Annotated in this window: 16 protein-coding genes and 2 pseudogenes; all 18 read right to left on the bottom strand. The window is 43.7% G+C overall.

Annotation, left to right across the window (positions count from 1 at the left end):
* Nucleotides 1-13 precede the first annotated feature (13 nt).
* The 18 genes and pseudogenes from ACKX14_RS04615 to nagB all read right to left on the bottom strand — a co-directional run bounded on the left by ACKX14_RS04615 (nucleotide 14) and on the right by nagB (nucleotide 15,891).
* Complete coding sequence (locus ACKX14_RS04615) at nucleotides 14-1,486, bottom strand: tripartite tricarboxylate transporter permease (protein WP_422445121.1); 1,473 nt, start codon at nucleotides 1,484-1,486, stop codon at nucleotides 14-16.
* 21 nt (nucleotides 1,487-1,507) lie between these two features.
* Complete coding sequence (locus tag ACKX14_RS04610; RefSeq protein WP_422445119.1) at nucleotides 1,508-1,990, bottom strand: tripartite tricarboxylate transporter TctB family protein; 483 nt, start codon at nucleotides 1,988-1,990, stop codon at nucleotides 1,508-1,510.
* 11 nt (nucleotides 1,991-2,001) lie between these two features.
* Nucleotides 2,002-2,190, bottom strand: coding sequence for an ATP-binding protein (locus ACKX14_RS04605; RefSeq protein WP_422445117.1), 189 nt, complete (start codon nucleotides 2,188-2,190; stop codon nucleotides 2,002-2,004).
* A 329-nt stretch (nucleotides 2,191-2,519) separates the two neighbouring features.
* Nucleotides 2,520-3,587, bottom strand: a complete 1,068-nt coding sequence (locus tag ACKX14_RS04600; protein WP_422445115.1) for a tripartite tricarboxylate transporter substrate binding protein — start codon at nucleotides 3,585-3,587, stop codon at nucleotides 2,520-2,522.
* An 81-nt stretch (nucleotides 3,588-3,668) separates the two neighbouring features.
* A complete protein-coding gene (locus ACKX14_RS04595) occupies nucleotides 3,669-4,427 on the bottom strand; it encodes a CoA-transferase subunit beta (RefSeq protein WP_422445113.1) in 759 nt (252 codons plus the stop codon).
* An 11-nt stretch (nucleotides 4,428-4,438) separates the two neighbouring features.
* Entirely contained in the window at nucleotides 4,439-5,347 is a 909-nt protein-coding gene (locus ACKX14_RS04590; RefSeq protein ID WP_422445111.1) for a CoA transferase subunit A, read from the bottom strand.
* A gap of 6 nt (nucleotides 5,348-5,353) precedes the next feature.
* Nucleotides 5,354-5,797, bottom strand: a complete 444-nt coding sequence (locus ACKX14_RS04585; protein WP_422445109.1) for a hypothetical protein — start codon at nucleotides 5,795-5,797, stop codon at nucleotides 5,354-5,356.
* A gap of 22 nt (nucleotides 5,798-5,819) precedes the next feature.
* The gene (locus ACKX14_RS04580) at nucleotides 5,820-6,479 is read right to left on the bottom strand and encodes a nitroreductase family protein (RefSeq protein ID WP_422445108.1); all 660 of its coding nucleotides are present in this window, start codon (nucleotides 6,477-6,479) and stop codon (nucleotides 5,820-5,822) included.
* Between the two features lie 47 nt (nucleotides 6,480-6,526).
* Nucleotides 6,527-7,483, bottom strand: a complete 957-nt coding sequence (gene iolN / locus ACKX14_RS04575) for a 3-dehydro-scyllo-inosose hydrolase (protein WP_422445106.1) — start codon at nucleotides 7,481-7,483, stop codon at nucleotides 6,527-6,529.
* A 267-nt stretch (nucleotides 7,484-7,750) separates the two neighbouring features.
* Nucleotides 7,751-9,733 (bottom strand): sigma 54-interacting transcriptional regulator, encoded by a 1,983-nt coding sequence (locus ACKX14_RS04570; protein ID WP_422445104.1) that lies wholly within the window; start codon nucleotides 9,731-9,733, stop codon nucleotides 7,751-7,753.
* A 453-nt stretch (nucleotides 9,734-10,186) separates the two neighbouring features.
* A pseudogene (locus ACKX14_RS04565) lies at nucleotides 10,187-10,528 on the bottom strand (IS1634 family transposase); the annotation flags it as partial.
* 797 nt (nucleotides 10,529-11,325) lie between these two features.
* Nucleotides 11,326-11,910, bottom strand: coding sequence for a hypothetical protein (locus ACKX14_RS04560; RefSeq protein WP_422445102.1), 585 nt, complete (start codon nucleotides 11,908-11,910; stop codon nucleotides 11,326-11,328).
* A gap of 102 nt (nucleotides 11,911-12,012) precedes the next feature.
* Complete coding sequence (locus ACKX14_RS04555; protein ID WP_422445100.1) at nucleotides 12,013-12,468, bottom strand: hypothetical protein; 456 nt, start codon at nucleotides 12,466-12,468, stop codon at nucleotides 12,013-12,015.
* 653 nt (nucleotides 12,469-13,121) lie between these two features.
* A complete protein-coding gene (locus tag ACKX14_RS04550) occupies nucleotides 13,122-13,211 on the bottom strand; it encodes a hypothetical protein (RefSeq protein WP_422445161.1) in 90 nt (29 codons plus the stop codon).
* Nucleotides 13,212-13,248: 37 nt separating this feature from the next.
* Nucleotides 13,249-13,497 carry a transposase gene (locus ACKX14_RS16545; protein WP_479685978.1) on the bottom strand — a complete coding sequence of 83 codons (249 nt, stop codon included), beginning with the start codon at nucleotides 13,495-13,497 and terminating at the stop codon, nucleotides 13,249-13,251.
* A gap of 21 nt (nucleotides 13,498-13,518) precedes the next feature.
* A pseudogene (locus ACKX14_RS16540) lies at nucleotides 13,519-13,704 on the bottom strand (ISLre2-like element ISTxy1 family transposase); the annotation flags it as partial.
* Nucleotides 13,705-13,811: 107 nt separating this feature from the next.
* A complete protein-coding gene (gene nagA / locus ACKX14_RS04540) occupies nucleotides 13,812-15,068 on the bottom strand; it encodes an N-acetylglucosamine-6-phosphate deacetylase (RefSeq protein WP_422445096.1) in 1,257 nt (418 codons plus the stop codon).
* Between the two features lie 76 nt (nucleotides 15,069-15,144).
* Entirely contained in the window at nucleotides 15,145-15,891 is a 747-nt protein-coding gene (nagB, locus tag ACKX14_RS04535; protein ID WP_422445094.1) for a glucosamine-6-phosphate deaminase, read from the bottom strand.
* Nucleotides 15,892-15,983: the final 92 nt, after the last annotated feature.

Raw genomic sequence — 15,983 nt, 5'->3', positions numbered from 1 at the left:
TCCTCCCCCTTGTTTATTCATTTGCACTTAACTTTTCCATTTTAGACAAGATTATAGACTGGGCTACAAAAGTAGCTATTATTATTATCAATAAAACCAGGCTCAATGGACGAGTTACAAAAGATGCAAGCAAACTTCCCATGCTGCCGGTGCTTATGAGGGCCTTTCTGAAATTGGTCTCTATCATGGGCCCCAGTATCAATGCTAGAACAATCGGGCTCACAGGAAATCCGGCCTTTTCAAAAAGATATCCAACCAGTCCGAAAATCACCATAAACAGCACGTCATATATATTGTTTTGCAGAGCATAGGAGCCTACGATACAGAGAATCGAAATAAACGGAATCAAATACCACTTGGGCAGATTCAGCATCTTCAGCATCACATTGCTTCCCAGAATACCGAGAAAATAAGCTATAAACTCGCTTATAAGCAGAAAGCCTATAATCAAGTAAAAGTAGTTTCTTTGAGTCATCATAAACGTCGGTCCCGGCAAAATGCCGTGCAGATAAAAGGACCCTAATATGACTGCTGTGACGGAGTCTCCAGGAATTCCCAGGGTCAGCATGGTTGTAATCGCGCCGCCGATAGCCGCATCATTCGCGATTTCGGGGGCAGCCACTCCTTCGTATGCCCCCTCACCAAAAGGCCTGCTGGGATTCTTTATAAGCTGTTTTGTAAACCCGTATGCAACGAGTGATCCAATATCTCCTCCCGTCCCCGGAAGTAGACCTATAATTGCGCCAATCGGCGCTGACCATGTAAAACATCCGAGTGTCTTTTTAATAATTTTAAATTTCGGTAACAGATCCTTTATTCTGTAATGCTCATTTTCAATTTTAAAGGTCTGCTTGCTACTTAGCTGGGTAAAAACTTCCTTCATTCCAAATAGGCCTATCATTGCCACTATATAATTGATGCCGCCGCTCAGCAGCTTGGATCCGAATGTAAATCTCATAAGGCCTGTGATGGGGTCCATTCCGATCATGGCGATAATCAGACCCACACATGTGGCTGCAATTCCTTTCAACAGATTACCTTTACTTAAAACGGCTATCAAAGATAATCCCCACAGGGTTATAAGAAAATATTCCTGGCTTCCGAATTTCAGGGCAATGTCTCCCAGCAGTGCTCCAAAAACCGCAAGAAAGACTATACCGAACAAACCACCCAACAAACTTACAAATAACGCCACACCCAATGCGTTGGCCGCTTCCCCTTTTTTCTTCAGAGGATAGCCGTCAAAAATCGTTGACACCGCTGCTGCAGTCCCGGGAATGTTCAAAGTGATCGCAGAAATGGACCCACCCATAACTCCGCCGCAAAACGCCCCGATTATAAACGCCAGTGCATCAATCATGTTCCAGCCAAAAGTCAGCGACACCACTAAAACGATTGTCATTGTAACCGTCAAACCCGGCAATGCTCCCATTATCAAACCGATTATTGCTCCCACCGTCATGTAAATCAGTAATAAAAGGCTCATTAAAGTTCCTCCTCTTAATATTTACGGTAGTATTACATCGAATATGCCGTTAAACACAAAATACACAATTGGAACTGTAATCAAACACGGAATCAGTATTTTGTAAACCCTTTCAACAAAACGATTCGACTCATGGAGTAAAAACATCACTGCAAAGATATAAATAATTGTTCCCAGAATGAAATGCAAGTTTTTCAACAGCATGATGTAAACCACTGTTCCAACAAAATAAATCACAACAGCCTTTAAGTCCTTTATAATCTCTGCATCATCTTTATCTGAGCCTTTGCGGGCAGTCCATATCCTTATTTCTCTAACAGCAATAGAAATCAAGCAAATTAACAACACCATGCAAATCAGAAAAGGAAAGATGATGGGCGAATCCACCGTCAGCAGCGGAATTCCCTGGGTAAACACAAAATACCCAATGTCCCCGAAGGTAAGCAAACAGACTGCAGCAACTATAATAATCGATGTTGCGTTCATCAGCTTCGAATCCTCCACTGTAATCACCCCTAATCTTTCTTTTCTATTACTTCATATATGGCTTCCTGAGGGCATACATTTATACAGGCATAGCATTCTACACACATATCGGGAGATATTTCTGCCTTTCCGGAATCTGTCATACGAGCGGCACCTGTGGAGCATACTGTGGTGCATACTTGATCTCCTGTGCATTTGTTTTTATCAACTTTTAGCATCGTTATCCTCCTTAATCCTTTATTAAGAAGACTATTATATTTTTTAGTTATCATAAAAAACGCAATTTTAAATCTTACACTGGACTATGATAACTATCTATTCATTTATTTTCCAAACCATACCATTTTTCAGGAGGTTTGAGCTGTTAATTTTGCTAACTTGCTGTCATTGTGGGTAAAAATGGGCAAATTCAATTTGTTGACCTAAAGGTTCCGGCTAAAGCCGAGGGATTTAACCCCATTATACAGACATTTAGAACAATATACTTACTTCATGCTATGCATCCGCCCTCTAAACTCTTAGAGGGCGGATTTTTATAATTTAATTTTTACTGCTGAGGCCTTGGAATGCCGAATTCAGCTGGCGATTTTTTAGCACCGCCGGCATCGTATAATATCCATGCCGATTTTGAAGTCCAATCGTTGAGGAATTTTATCGCTTCTTCTCCGCTGTAATCTATTGGAACCAGATACAGCTTCTTGCAGTAATCAAGCCATTTTGGATCTTTTACTGCATTGTCCATGCCCGCTTTCAATACATCAATAACCTCCTGCGGTGTGCCCTTCGCCGCAAAAAGTCCGAAATAAGGACCGTAAGGCAGGTACTTGCTCATCTGTGGATATACTTTCCCTATGGCCGGTATAGTCTCCAGCCCTGAAATAGGTTCGTTTGTAAAGGAGGCGAGAATCTTTAGCTTATTGCCTTTATATGCCTCAACCATGGACTGCACCATTTCAATAGTAGCGTCCACCTGCCCGCCCATGACGGCTGTTACTGCAGGCCTACCGCCATCATACGGGACGAAAGTGAATTTGCTCCCGAGTTCTTTTTCCAGGAGCAGCCCGGAAATGTGAGGCACTGTGCCGGGACCTGCTGTACCTATCCTCAATTTCGATGGGTTTTCTTTGGCAAATTTAATAAAGTCTTCCACTTTGTTGAATTTGGAATCTGGCGGCACTGCAATCACGGGTATGGCCTGGCTTACCAATTTTATGGGAATAAAGTCCCTGGTCGGGTTAAGATCGATTACACCCATTGTCTGCCAGATCGACATGATTTCAGACCCGAAGAACAGAGTGTAGCCGTCCTTAGGCTGTGACAAGACGTTGGATGCAGCGGTTGCGCTGGCAGCACCCGGCATGTTCGTAATCCCGATTCCCACGCCCAGTTCTTGCTGTAGTATTGGTAGGATACCGCGCCCGATCAGGTCAGTGGGCCCACCCGGAGCAAAACCTATAATCACATTTATGGCCCTTTCAGGGTATTTGGTTTTTGTCTCAGCTGCCCCTTTGTTTTCTCCTGACTGCTGTTGCTGTTGTTCACCGCATCCTGTCAAAACTATACTGAGGACGAACACCATCAGCACAACAAAGACAAAGACGCTTTTTCTTTTCATCCCCTAGCTACCTCCTTAATAATTTTGGAAATTCAAGCCTTTTCTTATCACACCCCTTTATCCTTTCTATCTTTATCTAAACTAAATATACATTTTGAGTGGATCGATGCGGTTTCTCAGCAGGTAAATCTCTTCATCGCTCGGTTCACTGGTCCTTGCCATACCATCAGGTAAGAATACTTTTACTCCTGTGTTTTCGATGACTTCCTGCACGGAGACTCCAGGATGCAGTGTCTCTATCTTCAGCACTCTTTCTTCGTTAAAGCTGAATACGCATAGATTAGTTATGATCTTTATATACTCGCACATAGGCACTCCATGCTGGCTTCTAGAATCAAACCCTTCCAAATATCCCACACTGGTGATATAATCCACCTTTTCCACAAGTTTTCTCTTGTCGTGCTTCATTATTATAAGCAGCCTCTTGGCAAAACACGCGATATCCGATGCCCCACCGCTGCCGTTGATGTGCCTGCTGCCGGAATCGGTTTTCACAAGCGTGCTGTTAATATTCCCATATTTATCCACCTGCAGGCCGCCAAGAAAGCCCACATCCACCATGCCTTTTTGCAGTACCTGACCCAGTGAACCGACAAAACTGGTAAAGTGCTCGCAATTGTACCACAGTCTCGGGTCCGCGATTCCGACCCCCATTTCTACCGCATCGGGATTTATCACACCTATCTCATATATTATGTTGAGATTTGGAGCATGGGTGCTCTTTGCAAGGAGTGAAGCTATCTGCGGCAACCCCAATCCCACTACCACGTTGTCGCCATCTCTAAGCAATCTCGATGCCGTAACAGCCATCAACTCATTGGTGGTATACTCCTTGACCATTTCATCTCACCTCATACTCTGTATCCAAATACAGGGTCTGCCTTGATACCATTCAATCTAGCAAGCCCTCCGATTTTCTCTAAAAACTCGTTGTGGTCTTTCGTTCCGAAGACATATTCTGCCAAGTAGTTATTAAAATCCTCTTCATTCTTGTTTATTTTTGCATATCTGGTCAAAAAATCTTTGTCGTAGTCATAAACCTTGTAGACCGCCGTGGGGAAAGCCCCGAAAGGTACTTCTATGACCGCATGGGTGTAGACACTGGGTATCGCCACTTTTTCAGGATGCTGCTTGATGTATTCCGTCGAAACTATTTTTTCTACGGTGACATACAGTTTTTTAGCGGCTTTGGCCATTTCTACATCCCACACCGGCCCTTCGATCACCACATTTCCGTTTTCGTCTGCGTACTGAGCATGAATCACTACTATATCCGGCTGCAGAGATTTTAGAAAAACGTATTTTTCTCCATCAAAAGGCGAAGTTTCGATTTTCACGGAATCGTCTTTTTTTGCAATCAAATCCCTCAGCATATCAGTCCCAAGCAGCGATTTTGTGGGTATAAACGGAATGCCCATCGAACCTGCCAGAAACCTCAGTGTCAGGCTCAAACCGCTGTATTCGCGAATATCAAGCCTTCCCCTATCAATGGCCTCATTTATCCTCTCCAGCCTGCCGAATCTATCCAGTGAACCCCCGCTGTAAGTAAGTTTTCTTACGGCTCCGGCACCCACCAGCAGGTCCGTATCCATACCGGCTATGGTTTGATAGACATTCAGCTCTTTCTTTTTCTGCCTTATTATTTCATTTACAAAGGCAATCGGATTTCTTGTAATAGCAAATCCGCCTACAGCTATATGGGCACCCTCATCAGGTATTTCTCTTACCGCTTCACCCAATCCCATTACCTTGCTTTTCAAGGGAGCTCACCTCGTTACGACATCAGAAGTAGCCATCTTAGCCAGGCTCAGCTTGCAGGAGTCTCCTTCGCTTTCAATCGGCAAAAGTTCCGGTGCAAGACCGCTGTTGAGTTCCAGACAATACATGAATATATTTGCAACCGGGCATCCCAGTGGCTTCATATTAGCACCGGCAAAATAATCTCTGATATTTTTCAAGCAGCAGTTCTTAACGGAAATGTTTAAAGATACGTCTTCTTCCTTAAAGTCAATCTCTTCGCAAAAACCGTTTTCAACCAGCCATTTTTTGATGCTTTCCTTATCTTTCAGCTGGTCCTTGCCCAACTTTTCTTCAAAGAACGGAACACCTATCCGCGTTAGCCTGTAACGCGCCCCTTTTCCACGCTCGTTCCAGAATTCCTTCTGCACTTCGAAAATCAATTCATCTTTAAATTTGCTGATCTCCTCCATATCACAAAACCTCCTATCTGAATTATTCAGCATAATAGCGGTTGCCGAATTTCTCTTTAAAGACAAGTTCATTCAGAGGTATTCTGGGCCGAGCATTCGGTATCCTGGAAGGTCGCCCTATCGAAATGATGCTCACAACCTTAAACTCTTCAGGGATGTCAAAGTAGGACTTCACTTTCAGTTCGTCCCTTATGTCTATGCAGGGGGCCACAAGCCAGCACGCACCCAAATCCAGGCTTGTGACGGTGAGCAATATGTTTTCTATGGCAGCCGAGCAGTCAAAGGGCATATCCCAAACATCTTTCTTCCCAATAACTATCAGGATCACATCAGACTCGCTGACAAAACCGGAAACATCCCCCGATGTCAATTTTTTAAAAGCCGCCAGTCTTTTCTCCTCGTCCTGGAGGGTTTTGAACCTCTCCTGCATCTGCTTGCTCAAAAATTCTCCGGTAAACCTTCTCCCGCTGGCGTTCTTGGAAACCTGCGCCAGGTATTTTTTACCTTCTTCGTCTCTTACCACGATGAACCTCCAGGGCTGGGCATTCTCCCCGGACGGTGCCAGCCTTGCACTTTCGAGTATAAGACGAAGGTCTTCTTCCGAAACTTTATCACTGGTGTAGTTTCTTATGCTCCTGCGGTCTGCAACCACCTGAAATAATACATCCTTTTTTTCTCCCATGATTCTACCTCCCGCTAATTGTTTTTTTTGCATGGCACCTGCCCAAATCAAACCGGATATCGCAAAGAATAAATACTCTTTCCACCGTTGAAAGGCCCTTTTATCAGGGCTTCAATTGTTTCCCTATCCCTCTCTGTCACAAGCTCTATATCAGGCAATTTCCCGGGCGGGAATTTTTCTCTGATATCATTGTGCAGCTTTATGAGATAGTCAATCAGCTTTTCCAGGCCAGCCTCAGCCTTGCTGGCATCTGCCAGTGTTGGCTTCCCTATGACGCCCTGCGGGTACACGAGCACCTCCAGCCCGCCCATTCCTATCTGGCCATGACCCGGAATGGGATACTGGTAGATGTCTCCTCCCTTGTCCACATGGCCTTCCGGCATGAAGCCCATCGGTACGCTATCTTCCATATCCTCTTTATGGTTCATCTCAGGGAATAAGGCCAGAGAATAAGACGCCTCTACCTCATCGGCATGCCTGAAGGGTGTTTCAAACTGGCCTCCGTGCTTCTTATCCTTCAGATACGGCGCAATTACTGTTGGCCAGTTTACAAAGCAGATGACCGCCGGCACCTGATAAATCTTGCCGAACTGCTGAATGGCATTGGGAATTACGTACTCCTGACCATGGCCGTTTATCAATATCTGTTTCCTGAAGCCAGCGTTCCAGTATCCCACAATGACGGCACGGATGTAGTCTACAAAAGTCTCCTCAGGCACGACGATGGTGCCGGGCATGCCCAGCTGAGACCACGGGTGCGAACCAAACCAGATCGGCTGGGATACCGTGCATTTGCATTCCCGCGCCACAATTTCCGCCATCCGTGTTACCAAAAAAGTATCTTCTCCATAGCACTGACCCTTGCCGTGGTACTCAGTGCTCCCGATAGGTATGATGATTATGTCATTTTCTTTTAGCCTTTCCTCAACCTGTTTTCCCGTCATGTTCTGAAAATATATGCCATCAGCTTTGTCCATGGAACCTGATGAATACTTATATTTCATTTCAACACCTCCGAAACCTTACTTATATTTTTCTAATAGTCGTTTAATGATGACGATTCCGACTTCTTCACCTCCACATAATATTTTGACTTAAAAATAATCAAAACTCCATCGCCTGTAGCTTGTATGATTTTCTTTTCTGTTTTCACTCATCGATATATAGCAAAAACAATGCCACTACAAAAGCGCAACTTAATTGACTCTTTTGATATATAGCAAATTCATAATATTTACTTTTTGCAATTATTGTTTTGCACTTTGAAATATTCACTTGAATTTTGTTTCAGAATTAAATGTACTGCTGTCTTTAAACCGTTTTAATTTTCTCCACAAGGTCGTGGTGCTTATCCCAAGAATCCGAGCGGCTTTTTTCCTGTTCCCATTGACCTCTTTTAGCACCCTGATTATGTTCTCCTTCTCTATCATATCCAATATGCCGGTGCCCTCTTCGCTGCTCACTTCGCTTTTTCCACCCGAAACCTTAATACCCGGGATGATGTAGCTTTCTAGGGCCTGGCGGCTTTGCAGCTTCATGCCCAGCAGCTCATAAACATCGTTTTCGCAAATGATGTCGGAGTCTACGGTCAGCACTAGATGCTCCACAAAATTTTGAAGTTCCCTTATATTCCCCGGCCATAAATAACTGCACAGTACAGATATGGCGTCTGGAGAAAACTTTTTCATCCCCAGATTGTTTTTCGCACAGTACTCTTTGCTGAAGTGGCTGACCAGCAACGGTATATCATCCTGCCTCTCTCTCAGCGGCGGCATTTTAATGTTTAAAACGTTTAACCTATAATACAAGTCCTCCCTGAACCTTCCCTCAGAAACATAATGCTGCAGGTCTTTGTTTGTGGCGGAGATAATCCTTATATTTACAGGAATGACCTTATCATCCCCGATTCTGGTCAACTCTTTCTCCTGTATCACCCTAAGTAGATGCGCCTGCAGGTCAAGAGGCATATCAGCTACCTCATCCAGAAAAATGGTCCCCATGTGCGCCAGTTCAAAAAGCCCGGGTTTTCCGCCTTTTTTTGCACCTGTAAACGCGCCGTCCACATAACCGAAAAGCTCACTCTCCAGCAAATTTCTAGGCAGAGAGGCGCAATTTACCGCCACAAAAGGGCCGTTTTTTCTTAAACTTTCATTATGGATGCTCTGAGCTATGAGCTCCTTACCTGTACCTGATTCTCCAGTTATCAATATGGTGCTCTCGGTCTTTGCGATCCTCTTTGCCGTGTTTATGAGCTTTTTCATCTTTTCATTGTTCGTCAATATGTCATTAAATGTGTATTTTGCAGTCAGCCCTTTGGCATACTGTTCCTTTCTTATCTTCCTTTCCAGTTCCTCTATCCTTGTAATATCATGTATAGAAATTATGCTGCCGACCTGCACACCGTTCATAAACAGGGGAATATAGTTTACAATGGCTTTTATACTGTTTATCTGGTCATATTCCGCAGTTAGCTGCTTTTTTTGTTCGATAGCATCAATAAGTTTTGAGCCTGCAATAAATTTTTTAATATCCACTTCTATAATTTCCTCGTAACCGCTCATCAGTATCTTCTGGCCCACCGGATTGATATACGTTACCCTGTTCTTTTCATCCAGCAGAATTATTCCCTCATTGCTGTAGTCAGAAATTGCCCTAAACTGCATGCTCTTTTCTGCCTTCTCCATCATAATCCTGGCAATGCGTATCCCTTCGGCAATCGACCGGCGTATGGTTTCTACACCGCAGTCCATCAATATCCCTTTTAAGCCGAGGTCCTCCGCTACCTTTACTACCGCCTCTCCGCCGATAAAAACCTGAATACCAAATCGCTTGTAGAGCTCCAACATCTTTTCTTCTATTTCTTTGTGGTTCTTGATCTCGGTAAAATAAATCCTGCAGCCCATCATATTTTCGATACCGTTTATTTCCCCAATTAAATTCTTGTAACCTATAATTCCGATTGAATTTTTGTTGAAATTTGCTTTTGCCAGGGTTCTCACAAGGTCGTACGCCGAAAAGGTAATCGGTACAACGGTTATATTCAGCTCCTCTTCTATCATCAGGGCCGTCCCGCCCCTGCTTATGATAACCTCGCTGCCGTTGGCCAGAGCCTTTTTAGCTGCCTTCACTCCTTCTTCCAGATTGCCTTCATAAATATCTAAAATATTATCATATTCTTTTGAAATTTTACGGGCTAAATCTGAAATGTAGGAGTTTGGCGCTATTAAAGCTACCTTGCCTTTTAGCTTATCCATGATTATCTCCCTTTCGAAAAATTAATAACCTTTATAGAAGGTTATTTTTTTAATTAATATTTATTGATTTTATATTAAGAATTCTATACTTTAATCTCATTTCCTTCATACTGAATGTTATATTTTTTTGTTTATAAAAATAAAAAGCATATGAAACAATGCATCTTAAGATAGGCAAAACCTTCGGTTGGGTCTAAATCCGTAGCTTGAACCGGAGAATTCAAGGTCAAAGATGGGTGTGAGCACCTGAAGGACGGCCTGCTGGATTAGGCGCTATAAAACGGTTGGATCCCTAACAGTCTCACCCTACGACTTTGACACTTTAGATCCTGAAACTCGCATAAAATGGGCATTCTTATCCTAAAAAAAGCAAGTTTGCCACCACCCACCTTTTTATGGTCATTCGTTGAATTCTTCTACAGTAATGACAGTATTTGGTGGTTGAATGTGCATAACTTTGGTCTTAGTCCAGTGAAAAATTGGTATTACTTCCAGGGTGCTTTTCATTATCCTGAATGATTCTTCTATCTTCCACAGAGTATGATAAGCTTCGAGAATTTCTTCAGGTTTCATATTTTTTTCACTGGTTTGTATACCGTAATAACCGTCATATTGTTCATCTAATTGAATTTTTTCTTCATCATGAATCCAGTGGATATCTTCTGCTTCTTTGGAATCTTTCTTGAGATATTTTCAGCCGCCCCGTTTTATGCCGGGATTTATTTTACCCGGTTCCTCCACCAATTTCTTGGCTTTCTCTATAAGGCGCTCCCGGTCAGCTTTATCTTTTTCTGCTATGGCTTTGGCACTTATCGCTGCTGCTTGAACTATTCTATCTTTTTACAATGGGTATCCCACGTAGCCTTTTCTTGCCGTTATCTTTGGGTATTTTTACTACTGGTTGAGGCCTGTATTTTCTTTGTTTTAGGTTTTCGGCTATTTCGTTTAGTACAGTTTCTACTCCTATTTCTTCATCTTGGCAATGGTTTGGCCATCAATACCGGCACTTCCGGCATTCTCTTTTACGTTGAACCACGCTTTCCATAGTATGTCTTTTCTCCAAAGTTTGTCGTATAGTGCATGAAATCTTGTGGTTCTGCTTCCCCCTCACACTCCCTCCCTACAGAATAGCAATTTCACCCTTTTGGCTTATATGCTTCTCTTTACGGTTTCCCGTGCAGGGTAGGGCCTCCCCAGTTCCGCAATCTAGTGTAACTTCATACCGTCTCCCCTACGCCGGAGGATTCCTCTGTGTTGCATCCAAGTTTTTCACACATTCCATGGGCTTCGCCCGTACGCCAGAGGCTCGCCATCCTCTGTTCTCCCATATGGGTTTTCTAACAGCGCTGCAGAGTTCACTTTATGACGGTCTGAAGTCTTGCATATTCAGGGCGCTCTGACCGTATCATTTCTGACACAACCAGCCCTGAAGCCAACCGGCCCATTGGCGGCTACCGGTGCCGGACTTCACCGGCAAGCAAATTGCGGCTTTGCTTGGCACGCGGCACACAATAATTGAACCCCCCAGTGGTAACTGGGGGGTTCAATATCATTACCCTATTTTGATTATTTTTTATTTTTATCTATTGGACTTATCGCAATGTGTTTTTTCTTATTATATTGTCAACCCAGGCAAAGAGCTGATCTAGGTCGTAATCCCCACCGTGTCCTATACCCCACGGTATTTCGAAGTCAACGTCGAAGCCTTCGTTCTGTAGCTTTGTAGCTAGGATAATAGGAATGGCTAAAGAAGTATCTCTATCAAGGGCGCCGTGACGAATCCGCCAGTACTGAGCGGTTGTGGTCCCCTTGGTACCGATGTAGTTCATTGGGTTCATCATCTTCACTCTTTTCGCCTCAGCAAGGGAGCCGTCTTTCGTGCTATTATCCTTGCTGAACTTAGTAAAGTGTTGGTTGTCAACAGTCGACGTGCCGAACAAGTTATTCTCCCAGCTGCTTAAATCCAAAGCGTCAAAAGCAGGAGCAGGCTTCATTCTGGTGGCGTACGCGACATATTTGTCAAAGTCGACATCTGCTACGGTTCCATCTTTTATTGCTATCCAACTCATACTATGTAGGACTTCACCTCTATTTAGGGCTTTTTGCGCCGATGAAATTAAAAAGGATTTGACATAATCTCTAAAAGTACCGTTGCCGTTTAAGTCTAATATTAACACAGTCCCGTCAGCCTTCTGAAGCCTTAGACAATTCAGATACTGGGGGAACATAGCTTTTAGTTGGTTAGAAACCCTAATCTGTTCCTCCGTTAACGTGCCCTTTCACCCACCGAAATTGTAATCGTTTATATCATTGAACTGCCACTCATATGCCATGTCAGCGTTATCTAGACTTGTAATGGGGCAATAGCAGGAGGCGGCAAAGATATCGTCACGCTCACTAGCGGCACCGATTACCTCCAAATAAGATTCATAATCCATATTATTTCCAGTTACACCAAGCAGTGCGGAGAGTGCTCCGCCCGCACTAGTGCCGTTGGAAATGATCCTTTCAGCACTACCTGGCATAATCTTGTCGTTATAGCGGAGGTATCGAACTGCTGCCTTCAGGTCCACATTGCAGGCAGGTGCCTTGCCGGTATATAGCCCATTTTCGTCCTTTAATGTACGACCGCATACACCGGGCGATGCCACCACATATCCCTTTGAAAGAGCTATTAACGCAGCATTCGGATTGCCATTTTGTTCTATATTGGGGCTTTCAGGTTTCGCCGGCATGTAACCGCCGACCTTGTTTGGTAAGAAGATGGGAGCCGTTTCGGCGGAAATTCTTTGTCGGGGAGGAGCAGTTTAAAAATTTCCCTTCTTTTACGAGTTATTGAGATTAATGTGTCCTTTTGATTACTCTTTTCGGACTGTTATCTGCATTCTTTCCTTTACATGTAACAGGTTTGCTCGAACTATTATATATCCATGTTGCTTTAAAAACCAAGTCAGGAGCCTTTTATAATGGTCACTTGTTTAAGACCTTGTTTTTTCTTTATTCTTTGAAACTGGACGCCAGCAGCCATCTTTGCTATATCCTTACATAGTAATTCTTTTCAGTAACGTCGATCCCAACGACAAAACCATTATTTGCAAAGGCTATTTTAATTTATTACAGAGATGTAAAATATAATCACCACTTTTGCAACTTAAAGTCCGTTTTCATTGAAAAATATCGCCCTCAAACCCACAGAAAACCCTATCTTCATTTCCAAAAATTGGAAATTTAATAGTATAGTGTACTGGCCCCCTATTATTTGGACTTAAACGACCAACACGCCACGATTCACAGCATTTCTTTAAAAAGCTTCATAAAATGCAATGTGTAATAAAGTCATAAATTTATGGATTAGCGAGATCTTTCGCAAAAGTTAAATTTTATATAATTAATCCAGGCCTTTAAAAAATGACCTAAAACTTGCAAAATCATTTATGTTACCATATTCTTCTTTCAAGGTTCTATGAAATCTTTCAATATTCGGGTTTCTTTCAGGCGACCTTACTGGTATTCGCTCATGAAATCTTTTTCAACAATGATGGAACAAAGCTAATATTTTCTTTTCTAAGATTTACTTTTTCATCATCATAGTTATTGTCATTCGGATTCAAAAGTTTTTTTCTCCAGTAATCTATTGTAGTTTTTGATATGTCGTACTTCCTACAGACAGCAACTTTAGTGGTACATGAGCTCTGAGCTTCGGATAAGATAGCGAGCTTTTCTTCAGTAGAAAAATTCTTCCTTTGCTCCCCTTCAAGAGTTATTTTATCATGTTGTGCGTTTTGGACCCAATTCTCTTGAGGGCAAGCAAGTTCATGAAGTATTTCTGTGCAGATTTCTTTTCCCAGGTCATTTAGCAATCTTTTCGGTTCCATTTCAAATTTTGGATAGGTGTATTTGCCATCCAGTAATTCAATTACTTTTTCTGCGACAAGCAAGAATTTTTGTAATACAGGTTGAATTAGTTTTATATGATCTCATCTTCCTGTTGAGTTTTTTAACTCATCCTGTTCAAAAGAGGTGAGGTCTTTTTTCTACATACGTCCGCCGTTTTCCTGATTTTTAACCTATAAAAATTTTACACTATCGGAATTGAGCCGGATTTTCCGCCAATTATGACCGCAATTACATTTACATTATCATCAAATATCACAAGGTCCGCATCTTTCCCCACCTCTATGCTGCCCTTTTTACGGGCAAGGCCGCAAGCCCTGGCGGGATTTAATGTCGCCATACGCACGGCGTCGCAGAGGGAAACCCCCACCATGTGGACCATGTTGTATACGGCCTTATTCATAGTCAGGGTGGAACCGGCCAGAGTGCCGTCGGCAAGCCTTGCCTGTCCATTTTTCACCATTACCTTCTGCCCTCCCAGTTCATACTCTCCGTCTGAAAGACCGCAGGCCATCATGGCGTCGGAAATAAGGATGATTCCGTCTTTCCCTTTGGCCCCTGACACCAGCCTCATAGCCGCCGGGTGAAGGTGCACGCCGTCGCAGATCATCTCACATGCCACCCTTTCATCGGTGAGAAAAGCTCCCGCCGCGCCCGGTTCCCGGTGGGAAAAACCCCTCATGCCGTTGAATATGTGAGTGGCCTGGGTGATGCCGCAGTCTATCCCTCTTTTCGCCTCGGCAAAGCCGGCGTCGGTATGGCCGGCGGATACGGTTATGCCCCTGGATTTGAGATAAAATATGACCTCCGGCGCTCCCGGAAGTTCCGGAGCAAGAGCCACAATTCTTATGGTGTTTCGGGATATCTTGATAAAATTTTCCACCTCTCCGACCGAGGGATTTTTTATGTATTCGGCGGGCTGAGCTCCCTTTCTGGCCATGGAAAAATAGGGACCTTCCAGGTAAATACCCAGGAGTCCGGCCTTCAAATTTCCTTTATGAGCCGGGCCGCTTTTTGTTTCCGTTTCTCCTCCAGCGGTTCCAGTTTTGTCTTCGATCCCGGTACAGCTATTTCCCCGTTCTTGAAAACTCATATAATCCGCCACGTTTCTTATGGCTTTCTCTATATTTTCGACGGATGACGTAATGGTGGTGGCAAGGAACCCCGTAACGCCGTGCTTTGCATGAAAGCGCGCCATTGAATCCAGAGCATCAAAAGTGGAATCCATTACATCATGGCCGGAATTGCCGTGGTTATGGATATCTATAAAGCCGGGAGAAAGGTAATTTCCCCCGGCGTCTATAACCCTGTCAAAACTCCTTCCTTCCAATTCGTTATTCTTTTCTACGCCCGCAATTTTGCCATCTTCTATTATCACCGCATGATTTTCCAGAATTTCATAGGGAGTTATTACCCGGGCGTTTTTAATTGCCGTTATCATCAAAGATTCCTCCCGCAAGTTATTATATTTTTATGGTTTTCCGGTTAAGGTTTCTCGTTTTTAAAGTTTACGACATTCATATTGTCTGCCTTTTTTTCAAAAGTTTTGCAGCCTCTTCATCAATTATCACCGTCACATCCTGGTGCAGCAGCAGGAAAGACGCGGGGACTTTCGTGGAAACCGCCTCTTCACCCAGCAGTTCCGCCATGATCCTTGCTTTGTTTTCGCCGCTGGCCAGCAGCAGGATTTTTTTGGCCTGCATTATGGTGCCAAGGCCCATGGTAATGGCTTTTTTTGGCACTTCTTCGATGGAATTGAAAAATCTCGAATTGGCCCTTATGGTGTCCTGGGTCAATTCCGTCAAATGGGTAACCGTCAGAAGCTCATCCCCCGGTTCATTAAAACCTATATGCCCGTTCCGCCCTATTCCGAGAAGCTGCAGATCTATGCCCCCGTACCTTGCTATTTCCTCATCGTACTTCCGGCAGTGAGCTTCCACGTCTTCGGCCATGCCGTCGGGTATGTGGATGTTTTCGGGCTTTATGTTTATATGCTTGAAGAAGTTTTCGTACATGTAATAGTGGTAGCTCTGGGGGTTATCCGGAGACAGGCCGTAATACTCGTCCAGGTTAAAAGTCACCACCCCGGAAAAATCCAATCCTTCTTCCCTGTGCATTCTTATAAGTTCCCTGTAAGTGCCGAGAGGGGTGCTGCCGGTGGCCAGGCCCAGCACCAGGTCAGGCTTTTTTATTATTTCCCCGGCAATAATTCCGGCAGCCCTACTGCTCATGTCGGAAAAACTTTTTTCGATTATTAACTGCATTTCACGTCAACCTCCGATAATTTTTTAATTTCCTCTAAAATTTAAATTTCGTGTTAAAGGTCATTTTTGGCGGCGGTAACGGCCCGTCAAAA

Source organism: Thermorhabdus hydrogeniformans (assembly GCF_049310025.1).
In the GTDB taxonomy this organism is placed as follows: Bacteria; Bacillota; Thermosediminibacteria; order Thermosediminibacterales; family Tepidanaerobacteraceae; genus JBJYKD01.
The sequence above is the reverse complement of the archived record's forward strand: the minus strand, read 5'-3'. Positions and strand labels throughout refer to the sequence as shown.

Excerpts from the sequence above, each read along its gene's own strand:
- ACKX14_RS04615 (WP_422445121.1), bottom strand. The coding sequence starts at position 1,486 with ATGAGCCTTTTATTACTGATTTACATGACGGTGGGAGCAATAATCGGT.
- ACKX14_RS04605 (WP_422445117.1), bottom strand. The coding sequence starts at position 2,190 with ATGCTAAAAGTTGATAAAAACAAATGCACAGGAGATCAAGTATGCACC.
- ACKX14_RS04600 (WP_422445115.1), bottom strand. The coding sequence starts at position 3,587 with ATGAAAAGAAAAAGCGTCTTTGTCTTTGTTGTGCTGATGGTGTTCGTC.
- ACKX14_RS04595 (WP_422445113.1), bottom strand. The coding sequence starts at position 4,427 with ATGGTCAAGGAGTATACCACCAATGAGTTGATGGCTGTTACGGCATCG.
- ACKX14_RS04585 (WP_422445109.1), bottom strand. The coding sequence starts at position 5,797 with ATGGAGGAGATCAGCAAATTTAAAGATGAATTGATTTTCGAAGTGCAG.
- ACKX14_RS04580 (WP_422445108.1), bottom strand. The coding sequence starts at position 6,479 with ATGGGAGAAAAAAAGGATGTATTATTTCAGGTGGTTGCAGACCGCAGG.
- iolN (WP_422445106.1), bottom strand. The coding sequence starts at position 7,483 with ATGAAATATAAGTATTCATCAGGTTCCATGGACAAAGCTGATGGCATA.
- ACKX14_RS04570 (WP_422445104.1), bottom strand. The coding sequence starts at position 9,733 with ATGGATAAGCTAAAAGGCAAGGTAGCTTTAATAGCGCCAAACTCCTAC.
- ACKX14_RS04555 (WP_422445100.1), bottom strand. The coding sequence starts at position 12,468 with ATGCCGGCGAAACCTGAAAGCCCCAATATAGAACAAAATGGCAATCCG.
- nagA (WP_422445096.1), bottom strand. The coding sequence starts at position 15,068 with ATGATAACGGCAATTAAAAACGCCCGGGTAATAACTCCCTATGAAATT.
- nagB (WP_422445094.1), bottom strand. The coding sequence starts at position 15,891 with ATGCAGTTAATAATCGAAAAAAGTTTTTCCGACATGAGCAGTAGGGCT.